Annotated in this window: 18 protein-coding genes; 7 read left to right on the top strand and 11 right to left on the bottom strand. The window is 32.4% G+C overall.

Annotated elements, in window-relative coordinates; translation table 11 throughout:
• Window positions 1–3 precede the first annotated feature (3 nt).
• The 6 genes from AAYQ19_RS10055 to AAYQ19_RS10030 form a co-directional block, all read right to left on the bottom strand.
• Window positions 4–723, bottom strand: coding sequence for a hypothetical protein (locus tag AAYQ19_RS10055; protein WP_343536080.1), 720 nt, complete (start codon window positions 721–723; stop codon window positions 4–6).
• Between the two features lie 230 nt (window positions 724–953).
• Window positions 954–2,669, bottom strand: coding sequence for a hypothetical protein (locus AAYQ19_RS10050; RefSeq protein ID WP_343536079.1), 1,716 nt, complete (start codon window positions 2,667–2,669; stop codon window positions 954–956).
• A 17-nt stretch (window positions 2,670–2,686) separates the two neighbouring features.
• Window positions 2,687–3,904 carry a DUF4249 domain-containing protein gene (locus AAYQ19_RS10045; protein WP_343536078.1) on the bottom strand — a complete coding sequence of 406 codons (1,218 nt, stop codon included), beginning with the start codon at window positions 3,902–3,904 and terminating at the stop codon, window positions 2,687–2,689.
• A 14-nt stretch (window positions 3,905–3,918) separates the two neighbouring features.
• Window positions 3,919–6,681, bottom strand: coding sequence for a TonB-dependent receptor (locus AAYQ19_RS10040; RefSeq protein ID WP_343536077.1), 2,763 nt, complete (start codon window positions 6,679–6,681; stop codon window positions 3,919–3,921).
• Window positions 6,682–6,683: 2 nt separating this feature from the next.
• Window positions 6,684–7,451 carry a hypothetical protein gene (locus AAYQ19_RS10035; protein WP_343536076.1) on the bottom strand — a complete coding sequence of 256 codons (768 nt, stop codon included), beginning with the start codon at window positions 7,449–7,451 and terminating at the stop codon, window positions 6,684–6,686.
• A gap of 224 nt (window positions 7,452–7,675) precedes the next feature.
• Complete coding sequence (locus AAYQ19_RS10030) at window positions 7,676–8,638, bottom strand: hypothetical protein (protein ID WP_343536075.1); 963 nt, start codon at window positions 8,636–8,638, stop codon at window positions 7,676–7,678.
• Window positions 8,639–8,740: 102 nt separating this feature from the next.
• On the opposite strand from AAYQ19_RS10030, the gene AAYQ19_RS10025 reads away from it, so the two are divergent.
• Window positions 8,741–9,577: an LA_2272 family surface repeat-containing protein gene (locus tag AAYQ19_RS10025; protein WP_343536074.1), complete on the top strand. Its 837-nt coding sequence runs from the start codon at window positions 8,741–8,743 to the stop codon at window positions 9,575–9,577.
• Window positions 9,578–9,665: 88 nt separating this feature from the next.
• Here AAYQ19_RS10025 and AAYQ19_RS10020 read toward each other — a convergent pair whose 3' ends face one another.
• From AAYQ19_RS10020 to AAYQ19_RS10005, 4 genes are all read right to left on the bottom strand, one after another.
• Window positions 9,666–11,810, bottom strand: a complete 2,145-nt coding sequence (locus AAYQ19_RS10020) for a polyribonucleotide nucleotidyltransferase (protein ID WP_320569722.1) — start codon at window positions 11,808–11,810, stop codon at window positions 9,666–9,668.
• Between the two features lie 179 nt (window positions 11,811–11,989).
• A complete protein-coding gene (gene rpsO / locus AAYQ19_RS10015; protein ID WP_008466503.1) occupies window positions 11,990–12,256 on the bottom strand; it encodes a 30S ribosomal protein S15 in 267 nt (88 codons plus the stop codon).
• 122 nt (window positions 12,257–12,378) lie between these two features.
• The gene (locus tag AAYQ19_RS10010; protein ID WP_343536073.1) at window positions 12,379–13,401 is read right to left on the bottom strand and encodes an energy transducer TonB; all 1,023 of its coding nucleotides are present in this window, start codon (window positions 13,399–13,401) and stop codon (window positions 12,379–12,381) included.
• A gap of 37 nt (window positions 13,402–13,438) precedes the next feature.
• Window positions 13,439–13,894: an XrtF-associated fRMsr-like GAF protein gene (locus tag AAYQ19_RS10005; RefSeq protein ID WP_343536072.1), complete on the bottom strand. Its 456-nt coding sequence runs from the start codon at window positions 13,892–13,894 to the stop codon at window positions 13,439–13,441.
• Between the two features lie 71 nt (window positions 13,895–13,965).
• Between AAYQ19_RS10005 and xrtF the strand changes: the two genes are divergently transcribed.
• The 6 genes from xrtF to AAYQ19_RS09975 all read left to right on the top strand — a co-directional run bounded on the left by xrtF (window position 13,966) and on the right by AAYQ19_RS09975 (window position 18,689).
• A complete protein-coding gene (xrtF, locus tag AAYQ19_RS10000; RefSeq protein ID WP_343536071.1) occupies window positions 13,966–14,502 on the top strand; it encodes an exosortase family protein XrtF in 537 nt (178 codons plus the stop codon).
• Complete coding sequence (locus AAYQ19_RS09995) at window positions 14,492–14,938, top strand: exosortase F system-associated membrane protein (protein WP_343536070.1); 447 nt, start codon at window positions 14,492–14,494, stop codon at window positions 14,936–14,938. Before xrtF ends, AAYQ19_RS09995 begins: the two co-directional genes overlap by 11 nt.
• Window positions 14,939–14,984: 46 nt before the next feature.
• Window positions 14,985–15,383, top strand: coding sequence for an HYC_CC_PP family protein (locus tag AAYQ19_RS09990; protein ID WP_343536069.1), 399 nt, complete (start codon window positions 14,985–14,987; stop codon window positions 15,381–15,383).
• Between the two features lie 96 nt (window positions 15,384–15,479).
• Window positions 15,480–17,486 carry a TonB-dependent receptor plug domain-containing protein gene (locus tag AAYQ19_RS09985; RefSeq protein ID WP_343536068.1) on the top strand — a complete coding sequence of 669 codons (2,007 nt, stop codon included), beginning with the start codon at window positions 15,480–15,482 and terminating at the stop codon, window positions 17,484–17,486.
• Window positions 17,487–17,524: 38 nt separating this feature from the next.
• Window positions 17,525–17,866: a heavy-metal-associated domain-containing protein gene (locus AAYQ19_RS09980; protein WP_343536067.1), complete on the top strand. Its 342-nt coding sequence runs from the start codon at window positions 17,525–17,527 to the stop codon at window positions 17,864–17,866.
• Between the two features lie 139 nt (window positions 17,867–18,005).
• Complete coding sequence (locus AAYQ19_RS09975) at window positions 18,006–18,689, top strand: DedA family protein (protein ID WP_343536066.1); 684 nt, start codon at window positions 18,006–18,008, stop codon at window positions 18,687–18,689.
• A 169-nt stretch (window positions 18,690–18,858) separates the two neighbouring features.
• On the opposite strand, the gene rodA is transcribed toward AAYQ19_RS09975, so the two are convergent.
• Window positions 18,859–20,094 (bottom strand): rod shape-determining protein RodA, encoded by a 1,236-nt coding sequence (gene rodA, locus AAYQ19_RS09970; protein WP_343536065.1) that lies wholly within the window; start codon window positions 20,092–20,094, stop codon window positions 18,859–18,861.
• Between the last annotated feature and the right edge of the window lie 13 nt (window positions 20,095–20,107).

Below are 20,107 nucleotides of genomic sequence, written 5' to 3'. Positions count from 1 at the left end.
GGTTTAATTGTTGATGTATTTCATTAAGTTTTTCATGAATAATGATGTGTTTTCCTTTCTCAACGTTCTATTCATAAGATAGTAGTCATTTATTTTTCGTTTGCTTTCTGGAAACATTTTTATCAGCGCATTTTTGTCATTGATTAAATTGAATTTGTTGTCTTTCCATAAAACAAAGTCAAATCGAGGAATGTATTCGATCAAATTCATTTCTACTTTGGCGTTTTTCTTCTTCTCTTTATAATACTTGATGTATAATGTTTGATTGTTGCTAAGATTGATTTCTTCGTAGTAACCACTTCTAAAAGCAGTATTGCTCAATTCTTTTAAATTGACAAAGGTTTCAGTGCCAATTTTAAAATAAGAAATGTTTGATTTTACGAGATTTATTTTTGTTACATTTTGCTCGTCATAAGGACGCCAAACAAGCTCATCAGCGTAGATGTCGTATTTTAGGGACAAATCAAAGTAATTTTGACCGTTGTATGTAATGTTTCCTTTTTTGAATTCATCTGCACCGTAGTATCGATGCTGATTATCGACCGTTTTGTCAAAGTTTAAATGCGCAGGCCCATTTTTAATATCTAATGATTCTACACTTGCATTTTTGTCAAACCAATTGAATACTTCTATTTCTTTGACGCTTTGACTGTGTATCGAAGGAATGTTTAATAATAATCCAAATAAACATGGGAATATTATCTTTTTTTTGGAATTTTTCAAAAGATTGGTGGATTTTTGGTTTTGTTTCGGTTAATTTCAAAAGTATTAAAAAAAAGTTATAAATGGCAGTCAAAACTGTTAAAATGTGATAAAATGTTTTGATTTTGTTTTAAAAAACAGCTTAATGTTTAAACAAATAACAAAAGCAATTGTAGGGTATTTGATCTTTGCGCCTTGATTTTAGAGATTTTGGTTTTGTATGAACTTAGTCAAGGCACAGCTGCTTTATATTATTTTACTTCAAAACTTTCTTTTAATGAAACCGGGATTCCATCTTTTGTAAATCCTTCTAGATTTATTTCATATTGCCCAGAAACATCAGAAGTGAAAAATGAAATCGTCTTTTCTTTCTCTTCTAATGATAACTCAGGTTCCCAAAGCAATTGATATCTATAATCGGGAACACGATCAAATTTGGTTTCCGAATAATCTTGTTTAAAGGGTATTATTTTGTTTAAAGGTCTTTGAATTTCTGTTTTTAAAATATAAGAGCCTTTCTCTTTTGCGTTGTAATCATTATTTTTTGTGGTAAAGCTAATAATGCCATCAAATGCTGTAGGGCCATAAAAATAAATGCCGGGAACTAAACTAATTTTGTAAATATTATCCATTTTAAGGTCGATTAGTTCATTTGTATTTTGAACCAACAAACCGTCTACTAGAACTAAAGATGGCTCTGAGAAAAAATTAATATCACGATTGATATCTCTCACGTGCAAAGTGAAATTTTTGTTTTCTTCGCGATAGTACATTTCCTTAACTATTTCGATCGTAGTTTCTTTTAAGGTTGGAAATCGTGTATAATCGTCGAGAATATATTCTTTTTGTAATGGATGAAAAAACGGAAATGTCTTTGCGTCTGTTTGAACGCTATCCTTTTTTAAATGATAATAAGCATTCTCGATTTGATTAGCAATTGATCTTTCTTCAAGGCTGGTTTTGTAATCTGAGGTAAGATAAAAATCTTCATCTTGTTTTATTTCAGCTAAATTATATCCGTAGTTTTTGCCGATTTCAACAGTATAATCATTTCTGTCATTCTCAATAACCTGAATGATTGCATTAGAATAGTTTGGACTTTTGTCGAGAATAAAATTGAATTTCCCATTTTGATTAGTTTTTGCAACTTTAAAAGCGAAAGCTTTTCCAGGCAAAGATAATGCGACATTTTTGTCAGCTATTTGGTTAGGGTCTTTATTGTTCTTTATCGTTCCCGATATTATTTCACCTCGTACTTCAGGTAAAAATGTTGCAGGATTATTTGAATTGTCTTCAGTGTTGGATTTTGCAAATTCATATGAATTTATTTGCTCTTTAAAGGGCAAATTGTTTGTTTTTTTAATTGAAAGAGAAAAACTTCCTTTATTATCAAGGTTGTTTAATGACTTTATTTTAAGTGTAATTTGTTCTCTTTTCGAAGCCGTTTTTTTGCTTATTTCTAATGCAAAAAGTTGGTTTTTAGTAGAAGAATTTATTGTAGTAGATTGACTTTCGGTGCTTTTTTCTTTGTTTTCTTGTGTTGAGGATTGCGTTTGTTTTTTGTTGCTTGTTGTATAAGGGTTTATAATGATAAGATCAGTAACAGATGCTTTTGATATTTTGTTATTCAGCATCCAGTTTGTGTAGGCAATAAGTTTGTAGTTGCCTGTTTCAATTGTAGTTGGAATAAAAAAATCGCCTTCGCCCGTACCATTTTCAAGATAAACTTTATCGCTGGAAATAATTTGTTTCTCATTATTGACAATTTCGACACGAGCAATTTTGCTATTAGAACTGAAATTATTCGTAGGTGCGTTTAAGCAGTAAAACTTGCAATGCAACGTTTCTCCTGCGACTAAGGTTGTGTTATTTGCGTGTACAAATATATTTTCGTTATATATTTTCGTTTCATTTTTTGGCAATGAACTATTCTGCCCAATAACCATGTTTACGGTTACGAGCATCATGATGCGTATTATTTTTTTTAATCTATCCAAAATAAAGGTTTAATGTTAGATGAAATTTTGGTACAGTCCGTACAACCTGGCTCGTAAAATATCATGGTCATACCATCTTCGGCATAAAATACTTTTTCAGGCGCAGGTGATTTAATTAAGGCAAGTATAGTTGCTCCGCTACATCCTTTTGAAGTCCAGCAGTTGGCTAATAATGATGGACGGCATTCTGAATAAAATGGTGGATATTGATCATCTGGAAACAGATCTCTGAAATTAAAAAAGATCCTTTTTGATGAAACGGATGATACTTCAAAATAGCCAATTATTTTTTCATCAGGATTGTCATCGGACTTTAAATTGCCATAATTAAATCCAGGCTGTACTTGTGACAAAACACTTTTCGAAGATGAAAGGCTTTTTTGTGTAGTATAGTAAGTGTATGACTCTAAATTTTGAATATATTGTCGTACAATAATACTGTAACGCTCATTAAGGATAGGATTTTTGATATCGATGAAACGAATGGGAAGATCGATGCGATCTTCGCTTGAGCCAACTGTACTAAGTAGGATCAAATCATCTGATTTTTTTGTCGTATAACATATTCTCGTTTCGCCTTCTCTAGGAACGACCAGAAAATTTGGCTGTTCTTTATTGGGGCTATTTGGATCTACAATAAGTTTGTCGGCGCCCCATTGAGGAGATATTATTTTATATGTTTCTTCATATTCGTATCGGTAGAATTTTGATTTTGCACTTGGGTCATAATTAGTTACTTTAATTTGGACTCCTTTGTATCCATCGATAGTTTCTACTTTTGGTTCTACCTGAACATCACTAACAGCCGTCAAAGTTTGTGCTGCTGATGAATAGGATTTTCCATCTTTTGTCGTAATGTGTAATACATATGATTTTTCCGGAAGTGCTTGAAAAGGAACTTTTGAAACGTATAATCCTGAGTATTCTTCAAATTCAAATTCGTATGTTTTGTTACCATCTTCACTAATATAAACATTTGCACCCGCCTCCATTGTTGGCGTGGCTTCTCCTAAACGAAATGATCTCGAAACTTTTATTTCTTGTGTTTTAAGCTCATTCGTAATTCGAGCTTGAATTACAAGTATGTCTTCAAAAGTGTTAGATTGAAAAATATATTGTTCTGTGCAACTGCTTATGGTGATACAGAAAAGTACAAGAAATATTTTCTGGCATAAGTGTTTCGTATATAGTGTTTGAAATTTCATTTCGCTATTGATGCTTAAAATTTGATATTGTAAGTTATTGTCGGAATCGGAACAGAAAATATTGAAGTTTTGTAGGCTTTTATTTGTCCGTCTGTTGTCACGAAAAATATTGAATAAGGGTTATTTCTTCCCAAAACATTGTACACCGAGATATTCCAGAAACTATGTGTTAGTTTTTTGATTTTATGATTTCCTTCGATGTTAAAACCAAGATCTAATCGATAGTAATCTGGGATTCTGTATTTATTACGATCACTGTAAATAGTGTATGACATATCATTATAAACATAAGTTCCAATAGGAAAGGTGATTGGTCTTCCAGACTGATAAACAAAATTGCTTGAAAAGCTATATCGTTTAGTGAGTTTGTAGTTCAGAACAGTGCTTACTTCATGCGGTTTGTCAAAATTTGTTGGGAAATACTGACCGTTGTTCACTTTTTCATCAATAAAATCAGTGTTTATTTTTATAAATGTTCTGGAATAAGTATATCCTAACCATCCGTTAAGTTTTCCAATATTTTTTTTGACTAAAAACTCAACTCCGTATGCTTTTCCTTCACCTTGCAAAAGCTGGGTTTCGGTGTTTTCACTCAGCATTAAATCAGAGCCTACTTTATAATCCAAAAGATTATTTGATTTTTTAAAGTAGCCTTCGACACTTAATTCTAGTTCGTCATCTTTAAGGTTTTTGTAAAATCCTAATGAATATTGTCGTGCTTCTTGTGGCTTAATATTTAGATCAGATAATTTCCACGCATCTGTAGGCGATTGTGTGGTGTTGTTTGTTAGCAAATGAATGTATTGATACGTTTTGTCGAAGCTTGCTTTTACAGAGAAATCGTCATTAAACAAATAGCGCATGGCAATTCTTGGCTCAAATCCGCCATAGGTTTTGATCACTTCATTGTTTTTATAATAATTTGTGCCAATAACAGTATTATCGTTTACCGGAGCATTTGGCTGATAAACGCGCTGCGTAGATTCTCCCAACGCCGAATATGTCGAATAACGAAGTCCGAGGCTTAATAATATTTTATCGTTCAAAGTATAATTGTCCGAAAAATAAATCGCCGACTCTAATGCTTTTTCGCTGTCAATTTGTACGGGTACAATAGTCGACTGCGGACTTTTCGGATTTAAATAACCGGGGTCAACATTGTAAAGTTTGCTTGAAATACCGTAGTTAAAAGCGTGTTTAGAATTCAGTGAATAATTGGCGTTGGCAATAAATTGAGTGTCATTTAATTTGTATCCGTAATCAAATGAATTAGGAGTTCCGTTGTCAAAGTCAATATTGAATTTGTAGTTGCTATTTGTAAATATGAAATCGGCTTTGGTTTTTTCGCTAAATGCGTGATTCCACTTCAATGAAATTAATGCGTTGCTGTATTTGTAAACAGAATCAGAAGAAATACTAAAACGGTCTTTGCTATAGTATAACGTTGACTCAATGTTGTTTTTAGGATTTATTTTGTGGTTATATTTTATAATGCCATCAAAAAAAGCGGCTTGACTGTTTTTTAAATCCTCATTGTCGAGCTTCTTTAAAATCCAATCCGAATAAGTAGTTCTGAAACCTACCAATATACTGGCTTTGTTTTTTATGACTGGAGCTCCAATGGTTAGGTTGCTTGTAACAGATCCGATGCCACCTTCGCCTGAAAATTTTTCTGGATTGCCATTTTTAGAAGCAATATCGAAAACTGAAGACAGTCTACCTCCGAATCTTGCCGGAATACTTCCTTTGTAAATATCAACTTTGCTTGTTGTATATGGATTTACAGCAGAGAAAAAACCTAGAAAGTGTGATGTGTTGTAAAGAACAGCATTGTCCAAAAGGATTAGATTCTGGTCATCTTTTCCCCCTCTCACATTAAATCCTGCCGAGCCTTCACCGGTTGTTTTAATTCCCGGCAAAGTAGTTGCAACTCTAAAAATGTCTCTTTCGCCTAGAACTAAAGGAACATTTTTTATTTTTTCGACATCAATTGTTGAAACTCCGCCTATAACATCTTTTACATTTTTGTTAGCGCTAGTTTTAACAACAACTTCATCTAATTCATTAAAACTTTCATCAAGAAATAGGTCAAGTTTTCCATCGTCATAAACCATTACGGTTTCTGTGGTTTTTTTATGATTGACAAGTTCTACATCAATATAATTAAGGCCGTAGGGTACAGCAATTTTATAATTTCCGTCATTGTCTGTAACGGTACTGCTGTTTTTTCCACGGACTCTTATGGTTGCATTAGAAAGAATATTTTTTGTTTTTCCATTTTTTACAGAACCAGAGAGCGTGTACGATTTTAGTTCGGCTCCCTTTTTTTCTTTACCAATGTATACGATTCCTGATACATTACGATTTTGTGTTATAGTATCGTATTGTTGATGAAATACTGGTTTTGCAGATGGTTTGTCTGACGGGGATGTAGTTTTGTCAAAATAACCTGCAGGCAGTGAACTATGGATTGTGCTGCTTTTAGTTAGAATGATAATGTTATTATTTATATAAAAATTTAAAGTTGTAGTTTCGAAGAGATCATGCAATAAATCTTCAATAGAAACATTGTTATAGGCTTTGTTGATTAAAATTGGCTCGTTTTTAAGCCAGTTTTCATCAAAATAAAACTTGTAATTTGTTGTTTTTTCAATGCTTTCTAAAGCTGTCTTTAGATCAGCATTCTTGAATTCAATGGAAATTTTATTGCTTTTTTCCTGACCGAATGTTATTGTGCAAAAAGCTAATAAAAAGATGACAAGTATAATTTTTTTCATTTTTAATTCGATTCAGTGGCGTGTAAATTGCTGATTTCTTTTATCAGATTTTCAATAAAAATTTTATTGTCCGATTCTTCTAACCGATAATTACTACTGTAATAATTTTTTATTTTGCTTTTATATTCTGGGAAAATTTTGATGAGATCGTTCTTAGAAGCTATTTTGTAGTAAATGTTTTTAAGTTTTAATACAAACTCATTTTTTTCTGTAAATGAATCTGTTGTAGATTGAGTGGTTCCATCTGCAACAGATTTGTCCATTACGGTTGATCTGTTTTTATGGTGTTTGATATAGAGTGTCATTTCAGGAAAAGTAATTTCCTGATAATATCCATTCATAAAATCAGGACATGAAGGATTGTTATAATTTATATTGATGAATTTCTTATCGTAAATTTTAAAATTGGCAATATTTTGTTTTATGGTATTGATGCCGAGAAAATCATATTTACCGATCGGTTTTAGGACTAAAATATCGTTGTTGATGTCGTATTTCAAATCGACATTGGCGTAGGTCTGATTTTGATAATCGAGGTTTCCAGAAGTATAGTTGCCAGATATATAGTAACAGTGTGTATTGTCTAAAGATCTATATTGATTTACATAACGAGATCCATTGTAAATAGGCAGATTTTCATTTCCAATCGCTTTGTCAAACAGGTTTTGAATAGGTGTGTTATTGCTGTTATTTTGGCTGTAGATTGATAGAATGTTTAAGGATAATCCAAATAAGATGAATATGATATTCTTTTTTTGGTAATTTTTCAAAGGATTAATAGATTTTTGGATTTATTTCGGTTACTTTCAAAAGTATAAAAAAAAAGTTACAAATGACACTCAGGATTGTTAAAATGTAATATTTTTTCTATTTTTGTTTAATAAGAATTTGATTTTATTGAACAAATCTAAAAAGCAAAAATTGAATTTTCAATAATGAAAAGAAACGAAAAACCCCAATTTAATTGAATTTGGGCCACTTAAGGAAGGCGATATTAAAAATGTAAATCTACCTGAGAATTTATTTTTTCTAAATAATGATCTATTTTTCTAATTATTCTATTGAAGAATAGATTTTGTTCTTTTAAGCCAGACTGTTTTAGCGATTTTGAATTGATGATTTGCTGTTTGAAAAATTGATGAACATTTTTGCAACTATCTTCATTGTCAGTAATAAAATAGCCTAATAATGTATAAGGAACAAACATGGTTAATTTTTCTTCCGTTTCAATTAACATATTATTATTTAACAGAATCAGTTCATTATAATAAAGTGAAAAGTTGCTAGTTGAAGAATTGCATTTTTCCTGAATTAAATTCACTATTCTTTTTAAATCTTTACATAATGCATTGGCACTCTTTAGGTTTAATAGGCCAGCTTCATAAAAATATAAAATCTGTTGTAGACTGCTGTTAACGGTAGTATCATTCCAAATTTCACAAACATTAGCCTTTTCGTATATTTTTTTCAGTTGTTGCATGTACTCAGAAAAAGATTCTTCAATAACAAAGTTTTCAAATGAAACCTTCTTTTGGCTATTATTTAAAAGATTCAGCCAGACATATGCTTTGAACTTGGAAAGAATGGTTCCATCCATAAAATAAAACAATGGAATGTCTTTGGCAGAATAAAAAAGGGTTGTATTAGGGTTTGTTGTTAAAAAGCTAATTTGGTTTGCTGAGGTTTTGAAATATTCCAACATATCTTTCATAGTAGCTATTTCAATAGTTTTTTCCACAATTATTTTTTCCTTTTTTGAAAATAATCGATCTAAGGAAATATTGAAATGGTGAGCTAATTTGATTGTTTCATCAATTGAAAACTTGCTTTTTTGCGATATCCTTCTGTGCGAAGCATCATAGCTGATCTCTAAAACGGAAGCGATTTCTTCTATTAAAGATAATGATTGAGGTATTTTGCTTCTGATTGCTTTTAAAAATGATTCTTGATATTTCATAATTTGTGATAATCGCAAATATAATAATTTGTTTAATTGATTTTTGCAATAGCATATGCGATAATTGCAATAGGTTTGCTTTTATAATTTTAAATAAATCTTATGAAAATATTTAATTTAATTACAAGTGAAAGAATTTTTAAAATTGCTGTTGGCATACAATTGATTGCGCTGTTTTTATTTAGCGGATTTTGTGTTGGGCAGAATAATTCATCAAGGGTCGCGGATAGTGTAAAGATAAAAAATACCGATCCGTCCATTTCCGGAATATTGGATGGTAAGGAATTAAATCTGAAATATTTTAAATGGAAGTCTGATGCTAATTTAAGAAACGACAGTATTAAGATTTTTAGTTTGTCGCCAATCTCTAAAAGAGTGAATAAGGTAAACGGCTTTGTTCTTGGGGTAGGACATTATGAAAATCAGAATATTAAACTTCAGACAGTTAATGGGTTAAATGTGGAGGCGAGTCCACTTTCATTGGTTTTGTTTACTTATTGTATTAATGTTCCATTTGAATCGATTTTTGTTGGTATCAATGATAATGCTATTAGCAATGTTGCTTTTTTTGATGATTTACGAAAAACCTATATTAAGATAAATGGTGTGAATTTGAGCTCGGGAGGTTTTATGGGAGGTGCAGAATTTAGAGGCATAAATGTTTCAATAATTTCTGCAATGAATAAGATGAATGGTTTTTCTGTTGGAGGAATTTTGAATACAAAAAGTTTTGCAGGAGTGAGTATTTCGGGCCTGGCTAATTTGTCTGATTTTGGAAGTGGGATTCAAATCGGTGTTTCTAATGTTTCACGTAGGCACAATGGGGTTCAAATCGGATTGTTCAATAATTCTAAAAATTTAAGAGGAATGCAATTTGGGCTATGGAATACGAATGGAAAAAGAAGGCTTCCTTTTGTGAACTGGCAGTTTAAGAGCTGAGGCAGGTTGTATTAAAAACGAAAAACCCCAATTCAATTGAATGAATTGGGGTTTCCTATGAATAAACCTTTAGTAAACTAAGATCTGATTACTCTTTTTTCTCCTCACGTGGAGGTCTTGGAACAAGTGCTTTTTTAGACACTTTTTCTTTTTTAGTTTTAGGGTCGATTCCTAGGTATTTAACTTGGAAAACATCTCCCATTTTAACTACGTCAGCAACATTTTCAGTGCGCTCCCAAGCTAATTCAGATACGTGAAGCAATACTTCATTTCCTGGTGCAGCAGTATATTCAACTACAGCTCCAAAATCAAGCATTTTGATCACTTTTACTTCGTAAGCTTCTCCAACTTGAGGTTTGAAAGTTAATGCATCAATTTTAGCCAATACAGTTTTGATACCTTCTGGGTCAGTTCCTAAGATTTCAACAACTCCTTGTTCGTCAACTTCATTGATTACGATAGTAGTTCCAGTAGCTTTTTGTAATTCTTGAATTACTTTTCCTCCAGGTCCGATTAATGCTCCAATAAAGTTTCCAGGAATAGTTCTAGTAATGATTTTAGGTGCATGAGCTTTAACATCTGCTCTTGGAGTCGCGATAGTTTCAGTTAATTTTCCTAAAATGTGCAAACGTCCATCACGAGCTTGAGCTAAAGCTTGTTCCATAATGTCATAACGCAATCCTTCGATTTTGATGTCCATTTGGCAAGCTGTAATACCGTCAGCAGTTCCAGTTACTTTAAAGTCCATATCTCCTAAGTGATCTTCATCTCCTAAGATATCAGACAATACAGCAAATTTCTCACCGTCAGTAATCAATCCCATAGCAATACCAGAAACTGGTTTTGTCATTTGAACTCCGGCGTCCATAAGAGCCATTGTTCCAGCACAAACTGTTGCCATAGAAGAAGAACCATTAGATTCTAAAACCTCAGAAACAACACGGATTGTGTAAGGACAATCTGCAGGAATCATATTTTTTAAAGCTCTTTGAGCTAAGTTACCGTGACCAACTTCTCTTCTTGAAGTTCCTCTTAATGGTTTTGCTTCACCAGTTGAGAAAGGAGGGAAGTTATAGTGTAAGTAGAATTTCTCTTCACCTTGCTCAGATGGAGAATCGATTTGGTTAGCTTCTCTAGAAGTTCCTAAAGTTACAGTAGCTAAAGCTTGAGTTTCTCCACGTGTAAATAAAGAAGATCCGTGAACAGATGGCAAATAATCAGTTTCACACCAGATTGGTCTGATTTCTGTTGTTTTTCTACCGTCTAAACGAATTCCTTTTTCAAGAATTACGTTACGAACTGCTTCTTTGTTTGTTTTGTAGAAGTATTTTCCAACTAAACCTGCAAGATCTGCATTTTCAGCATATTCTTCTTCTGTAAATAAAGCTTTTGCTTCTTCTTTTACAGCTGCAAATTTTTCACCTCTTTCTGATTTTCCAGAAGCTTCTTGAGCAATTGCATAGCATTTGTCGTAAGCAGCAGCTTTTACTTTAGCGTAAACAGCTTCGTCTTCAACTTCGCCTTCGTAAGTTCTGTATTCTTGAGAGCTTAATTTTGCTCTTAATTTTTGTTGAGCAACAATTTGAACTTTAATAGCTTCGTGAGCAAATTTAATTGCTTCAACCATTTCAGCTTCTGAGATTTCTTTCATCTCACCTTCAACCATTGCAACAGAATCCATAGAAGCTCCAATCATCATATCGATGTCTGATTTTTCTAATTCTTCTCTGCTTGGGTTGATCACTAATTTTCCGTCGATGCGTGCAACACGTACTTCAGAAATTAAGTTGTAAAATGGAATATCTGAAACAGCTAATGCAGCAGATGCAGCTAAACCAGCTAATGCATCTGGCATAACATTTTCGTCATGAGACATTAATTGAATCATAACTTGAGTTTCAGCGTGGTAATCATCTGGGAAAAGCGGACGCAATACACGGTCAACTAATCTCATTGTTAATACTTCGCTGTCGCTTGGTCTTGCTTCTCTTTTGAAAAATCCTCCTGGGAAACGTCCTGCAGCAGCAAATTTTTCACGGTAATCTACCGTTAATGGTAAAAAGTCAACACCTGGGTTAGATGTTCTTGCAGAAACTGCAGTTGCTAAAAGCATACAGTTTCCTAAACGTACAACAACTGAACCATCGGCTTGTTTTGCTAATTTACCAGTTTCGATTGAGATGCTTCTTCCATCTCCCAAATCGATAATTTCTTGTGAAACTTGTGGAATCATAAATTTTTCCTTTTTGATTATACAATGGGTTTTAGTTGTGTTGTAGTTGTTGTTGTGTGTAGTTGTTGTTATCTAAAACCCAATGAAAAACCAAACTTTTTTTCTTGTAATATGCTTATTATAAACAGTTCTAATGTAAAAACAAAAAGAGGCACTCTCGCACCTCTTTTCTATATTGATTATTTTCTGATATTCAATACTTTGATAATCTCACGATATCTGTTGATATCTTTCTTTTTCAAGTAGTCCAACAAAGCTCTTCTTTTACCTACTAATAGGACAAGAGAACGCTCAGTGTTGTAATCGTGACGATTTTTTTTCAAGTGTTCAGTTAAGTGAGAAATTCTGTAAGTGAACAATGCAATTTGACCTTCTGCGCTTCCAGTGTTTGTTGCACCACCGTGTTGTGCGAAAATCTCTTCTTTCTTTTCTTTAGTTAAATACATTCCAATATTATTTAATGATTTTTATGTATGTCAATACAACTTTTGTAAGACGGGTGCAAAATTAGGGTAAAAAAACAAAAGAATCAAACAAAAGTAAAAGAATCTGAGAAAAAGATCGCTTATTAGAAATTTTTGAGTAATTGGTCTTGATAATTGTTTATGTTGTTTGTTCCTGTTGGATACGGCTGAATTGAATTTGTTTTATTTGTTGCGGTTATTGTTATTGGTATCGAATATAATACGCTTTTTGGAATTCCTTTGAATTTTCCAGGAATCCATTTTCCGTAACCTACAATTGTTCTAATGGCTTCTTCTCCTGTTCCGTAGCCAATATCTCTTAAGATTTTTAGTTTGGTAGGATTGCCATCTTTGTCAATTACAAAACTTATGTATATTTTTCCTTGAAGCCCTTCGACTTTTGGCGTTTTGAAAGTTCTTCCAATATATCTGTAAAAATTCTCTAATCCTTTTACGGGAAGAGGTTTTTCAAATGGATCTTTGTAGTCGTGTGAAATATTGTTTTCGTCGATGCTGGTTCCTGAAATTAACTCTCCGTCATTGTAAGTTTCTTTAAAGCTATATTTTTCCTTACTATTTTTGCCTTCCCAAACACCATTTTTTTCTCCGTTTTTTATTTCTCCTTTTTCATAGAAATATTCGCCGGATTCTTCAATATATCCATTGCCATTTGTAACGGTTTGCTCTTTTTCCGGATTCCAAAAATGATTGATTTTAGAATTGGTTTTCACATCCTTATTGTCGAAATACTCCACTTCCGACTTCATGTTTCCGTTTTCATACCAATTAAATTCCTTTCCTGTTTTTTTTCCGTTTGAATAAGTTGACATTGACTTTTTTTTGCCATCTTCATAGTAAGAGATAAATTGTCCATCTCTTTTTATAATGTCCTTGTCTAGAGTAGAACCAATACATTTTATTTTTGAAGATTTGTAATATTCCTTGAAAACATAACTTTTTTTAGCCGAAAAATAGTCTTCAACAACTCTTGTGTATTTAAAGTTTTCTGGGGTACTTTCTGCTTCAGTCGAATCTATATAAATTAATTTTCCAACCGGAGTAGAGGCTTGCGGGAACAGCCTAAAGGAAATAAAAAAAAAGAAGAAAAGGCGTAAAATAACTTTCATAAAATGACTAGTTGATTATTACGCCAAAGTAATATTATTAGTACAATTTGGCAACTTCTTGGTTCACAAATTCTAAAAATCTTTCGTCTGCTTCAGTAAATGGATCAATAACGTGGCTGTCAATGTCGATTTGGCCAATGTTTATGCCGTTTACAAACAAAGGGACAACGATCTCTGATTTTACAGTTAAGCTGCAGGCAATATAATTGTCTTGTGCTTTAACATCTGGCACCACAAAATTAGCATTGCTTTCGGCAACTTGTCCGCAGATTCCTTTTCCAAACGGAATAACAGTATGATCTGTTTCAGCTCCAACATATGGTCCTAAATGAAGTGTTTTGTTTTCGTGATTAGCAAAATAAAAACCAACCCAGTTGTAATACGCTACATTTTCATTTAATAATTGACAGATCGCCAATAATTTTTCGTCTCTAACGGTATTGTTTTCAGCGACAATAGCGCTTATTTTTGGTTGTAATTCTTGAAAAGTCATGATAAATAAATTTTATACAAAAGTATTTAAAGCCTGACTTAAAAAATACATAAATTTGAAAAAAAATTCCGTTGAAAAAATATTTAATACAATTTAAACCTTTCCTGATTTTTATAGGCACTTTTTTCTCCGCTTATATTTTACTTACAATCGTTTATAAATTCTATTTGAATAGTTTTAGCCCGATTGATCTTGACGGAATTTCAAAGTTTGTCGGGAAAAATGTCGAACAGCTGATGTTGCTTTTTAATTGTAATGTCGATATTGTAAAAAGCCTTTCGCAACCTGCTTTGGAAGTTTGGTACAACAATAAATTTACAATTCGAATAGTCGAAGGTTGCAATGCAGTAAGCGTGATCATTTTGTTTGTTTCATTTATAATCGCTTTTTCTGGAAAGCTCAAAACGACTTTATTGTTTATTCTCTTTGGAACACTTTTTATTTATGTTTTAAACATTTTCCGCATCATGTTTTTAACGATCTTGCTTTTTAGATATCCAGAAAATGAACATTTTTTGCATGGTGTTTTATTTCCGCTGATTATTTACGGACTGGTTTTTCTTTTATGGGTTATTTGGGTAAATAAATTTTCGAAGTATGCTAAATAGTCTGTTGGAAAATAAATTTAAAATTTTGATTTCAGTTTGTATTGTAATTTGTTTTGGAATTATTCGTGCATTTGAAAACAGTCTTTTTTATGATCCTTTTTTAGAATATTTTGAGAAAGATTTTAAAAATTTGCCCTATCCTGAAATCGATACGATTAAGCTTTTCTTTGGGCTTTTTTTTCGATATTTTTTGAATACAATCCTTTCTGTGGCATTGATTTATATACTGTTTAGGGATGTTGATATTTTTAAATTCAGTTCCTTTCTATATGTCTTTTTTGGAGTGATTCTTTTCGTAGCATTTTTAGTGATTTTGGAGTATTTTCCAAATGCAAATTGGCTTCTTTTTTACGTTCGAAGATTTATAATTCAGCCCATATTTGTATTGCTTTTTATTCCTGCATTTTATTATCAGCAACAAAATTTAAAAAAATAACAAATCATTTAAATATTTTTTCGGTCTTTTTGAATAGTTTTGCAGTATGAATTTAAAAAAGTGCACAGGATTATTTTTAGCGTTCCTATTGTTGGTCTCCAACATTGGGTTTGCTTTTGATGTGCATTATTGCGGGGGCGAAATAGCTTCTGTGTCTTTGAATACTTCAGTAAAAGCTTCTCCAGAAAAAAAATGTTGTGGAGAACAAGAAAAAAAATCTTCTTGTTGCAAAGACAAAGTAGTTCATATTCAAAAAAAATCAGACAATGCTACTTTTAAGATATTCTTTTTCCAGCTTGATTTTCCGGCTGCGATCCAAGAATATAATACAATTGCTTTTTTATCAATACCAAATTTCAAAAGCAATCAAATAACTTCGTATTATTCTGATGCGAATGCGCCTCCTTTTTACAAGTTATATAATCAATACATTTTTTATTCCTGATTTTAATGTTTAGAATCAAGCCGATTTTTCGTGCTTGAAAGTCGCTGTTTGTCTTAAATCAAAAACAGCTTTTCTAATAACATTAAAATTATTTATATGCACAAAAATATACTGCTTTTTGGCATGATTTTGTTGTCTGCTACTGCTTTTTCGCAGGAAGATTTGCAGGAAGTCAAAGTCAGCAAGAAGCAAAAAGGAATTAAAAAATCCTATACACTTACATCCAATACATCTGTTATTACGAGTAAAGAACTGCTAAAAGCGGCATGCTGTAATTTGGCCGAAAGTTTTGAAACAAACCCTTCAATAGATGTCAATTTTTCGGATGCTTTAACGGGAACTAAACAAATCAAAATGTTAGGTTTGACGAGTCCTTATTTAATGATTACTGAAGAAAATATTCCTTCGGTTCGTGGGGCTTCTCAAGCTTACGGATTATCATTTACGCCGGGAACTTGGATCGAAAGTGTTCAAATTACGAAAGGCGCGGGGAGCGTTATTAATGGTTACGAAAGTATTTCGGGTCAAATTAATACAGAACTTTTAAAGCCTTTAAGCGATATTCCGTTTTTCTTAAACGTTTATGTTTCAACAGATGCACGTTTTGAATTGAATACACATTTCAATAAAAAATTATCTGATAAATGGGCGACAAGCCTTTTTGTTCACGGAAATACACGAGTTGCCAAAAACGACATGAATGATGATGGATTTTTAGATAATCCGCTAGGAAAACAAATCAATGTTTTAAATCGTTATCAATATTATGATCCAGAAAGCGGTTTGGTAAGTTTTATCAATTTCAGATATATGAATGATAAAAAACAAACGGGTGAGGTTGATTTTGATAAAGATATTGATCGCGGTACTACGAATCATTGGGGTTCAGAAATCAATACGGAGCGTTTTGATGTTTCTACAAAAATTGGATATGTTTTTAAAGATATGCCTTATCAAAGTATCGGGTTTCAAAATGCTTTCAATAGTCATAATCAAAATTCTTATTTCGGGTTGAATTTGTATGATATCAAACAGAATAGCTTTTATTCGAATTTGATTTTCAATTCGATAATAAACAACACGATGCATAAATTTACGACTGGATTAAATTTTGCATACGATCAATATCAGGAATTTGTGAATACTGTAGATTACAGCCGAATCGATAATTCAGTTGGAGCATTCTTTGAATATACCTATGATAACACGGATAATTTTAGTTTGATTTTAGGCGGAAGAGTGGATAATCACAATAGATTGGGCTTTTTTGTGACGCCTCGCTTGCATATGAGATACAATCCTTGGAAAAATGGTGTTCTTCGTTTTTCTGCCGGAAGAGGAAAACGTTCAGCTAATATTTTTGCAGAGAACCAGCAACTTTTTGCTAGTTCTAGAACGTTCTCAATTTTAGATTCAAATGGAAAAATCTATGGGCTAAATCCTGAAATTGCGTGGAATTACGGAATAAGCTTTTCGCAAAAGTTCAAGATTTTCAATAAAAATGCTGAAGCAGGATTTGATTTCTACAGAACTGATTTTCAAAACCAAGCTGTAGTAGATTTAATGCAAAGTCCACAACAAGTTTTATTTTATGATTTAAAAGGAAGTTCCTTTGCGAATAGTCTGCAGGTAGAATTTAATTATGAGTTGATTCATAACCTGAATTTGAGAACAGCTTATAAATATTATGATATTCAAACAGATTATTTACGAGGAACATTTCAGCGTCCGTTGCAGGCAAAACACCGTTTTCTTGGGAATTTAGAATACGAAACTACATCTGACGATGGAAGACAATGGAAGTTTGATTACACGTTCAACTGGACTGGAAGTCAGCAATTGCCTTATACAGCGTCAAATCCTGCTGAAGATCAATTTCCTGATTTTTCTCCTTCGTATGCAGTCATGAATGCACAGGTAACAAGAGTTTTTTCAGACGTTTTTGAAGTGTATATTGGTGGAGAAAACATTGGGAACTACAAACAGAAAAAGGCAATTTTAGGAGCTGAAGATCCGTTTGGACCAAATTTTGATGCCTCTATAGCTTATGCGCCAATTTTTGGGCAAATGTATTACGCAGGTTTGCGATTTAAAATAAAATAATAAGGCAAATATCAATAACAATATCAAATATTTTAAAAATGAAAAAATTAATTTTAATAGCGATCATTGGGTTTTTGGGATTTTCAGCGCAAGCTCAAACCAAAAAGAATAAAAATTTAAAATATACTACAGAAGTAAATGGAAATTGCGAACAATGTAAGAAACGTATTGAAAAAGCGGCTTTTAGTGTTCCAGGCGTAAAAACGGCAAATTGGGATATCGCTTCGCATCAGCTTTCTGTAATTTTAAATGAAGAGAAATCATCTCCAGCTGATTTGAATAACGCAATTGCTAAGGTAGGGCACGATACTAAAGATGTGAAAGCTACTCAAGCTGATTATGATAATTTGCACAGCTGTTGCAAATATGTAAGAGAATAATAATATTTGAAGCCTCAGGAATTATTTCCTGGGGCTTTTTTTATAGTTAATTTATCTTTAAAATACCGCATTTTATTGTGGTTGAACTAAATTATTGTTACTTTCACAAACTTAAATTAAGTATAACCAAACCATTTTTATGAATAATTTTGATTGGACACAATTAGTCAACCCTGAATTTTATATTACTTTAAGTATCGGTGGTTTTCAAATTGGTTTATACATCGTGCTGTTTATTGTTTTTGCCGAAACTGGGCTTTTTGCTGGTTTCTTTCTTCCTGGTGACAGCTTGCTTTTTTTATCAGGTATTTACAGCCGTGACCTAATCGAAAATGTGGTTTCTATTCCGAGTGATTTTATAAATGTTTTTATCCTGTCAACATTAGTTGCCATGATGGGTGTTTTTGGAAACATGACTGGATATTGGTTTGGTGCAAAAAGCGGTTATTATTTGTTCAAGAAAGAAGATACATTTTGGTTCAAGAAAAAATATTTGCTTCAATCTAAAGACTTTTTTGAAAAATACGGCGGGAAAGCAATTATTTACGCTCGTTTCCTTCCAATATTTAGAACTTTCGCACCAATCATTGCTGGAATAGTTTCTATGGATAAAAAGAAATTTATGTTCTATAATATTTTGAGTTCATTTTTATGGTCTTTCGTATTGATCTTTTCAGGACATTACTTATATGGAGTGTTTTTAGAACACGGAATTGATTTGAAAGAACATATTGAAGTAATTGTAATAGGAATTATAATTGTGTCAACGTTTCCAGTTTTCTTAAAGCTTATCAAGAAGAGAACAAGCGGAGAGAAGGTATAATCATAAAGGATAAAATATAAAAGTCCGAAGTTTTAAGCTTCGGACTTTTTTATTGGAATTCATTCATTTTAATGTGAATGAAATTATTTTGAATCAATAATTAAGATAAAATTCGATACTCTTTTTTGGATTTGATTTGGGATCTGGTGCTTTACATTTGGAATTTAAATTACCATTCATTCACTTTATTAGCGTCCATTTTTAAGAAGATAAACAGCAAAATAGTGAATCCCCAGAGTCCAGAACCTCCATAAGAAAAGAACGGCAAAGGAACCCCAATAGTCGGGAAAATACCAATAACCATGGCAATATTTACAAAGAAATGGATAAACAAAATTCCGGCAACGCAATAGCCATAAACACGGCTAAATTTAGTTTTTTGTCTTTCTGCCAAATAAATTACTCTTAAGAATAAACCAATAAAAAGCGCAATCACAACTAATGAACCCACAAAACCCCATTCTTCACCAACAGTTGTAAAAATATAATCGGTATGTTGTTCTGGTACAAAACCTCCTTTGGTTTGTGTTCCTTGTAAAAAACCTTTTCCTAGCCATCCACCAGATCCAATAGCAATTTCAGATTGGTTGGTATTATATCCAATACCTTTCATATCGACAGTTTTACCAAGCAAAATATTAAAACGGTCTCTATGGTGCTGTTTGAAGACATGTTCAAAAACGTAATCTACAGAGAAAACAAAAGCCGAAATAATAGCTAAAAGGATACTGCTCATTAATAAATTTCTGTCAACAACTCGGCCTTTAAAATGTATGATTGCAAGAACAACTGCTGCTAGAATAATAACAACATACGGTTCAAGAACTAATGTTAATACAAACAATAAAATAGTAATAAAACCAGTCCAAACGTACCAAGATGGCAATCCTTCTCTATATAAAACAATTATAAAAATACTATAGATCAAGGCGCTTCCCGGGTCTGGTTGCGGTAAAATAAGCATAACAGGCAAAAACACAATGGCTAATGCTTGTATTTGCCTATTGACATCTTTGAGGTTGATTTGTGTGTCACTCAAGTATTTTGCCAATGCAAGCGAAGTGGCGGCTTTGGCAAATTCAGAAGGTTGCAGAGTGAATCCTCCAATCGCGTACCAGCATCTTTGCCCAGCAATGGTTTTTCCAAAAAGGAATAATCCAGCCAGCGACAAAAGTGAGACTACAAATATGATACTGGCATATTTTTCATAAAATTTTCCGTCAACAAAAAGAACTACAAAAATCAACGGAATGGTACATCCAATAAAAATCAGCTGTTTTTGGTATGTTCCTTCAGTTGATAGTAAAGAAGAGGAATAGATATTCAACCACCCTAATATCACTAACGTGCTGTAGATAAAAACACTTATCCAGTCAATATTATTTTTTACACTTTGATTTTTCATTTGAAATAATCTT

This window comes from Flavobacterium mesophilum (assembly GCF_039581405.1).
GTDB lineage: Bacteria > Bacteroidota > Bacteroidia > Flavobacteriales > Flavobacteriaceae > Flavobacterium.
The sequence above is the reverse complement of the archived record's forward strand: the minus strand, read 5'-3'. Positions and strand labels throughout refer to the sequence as shown.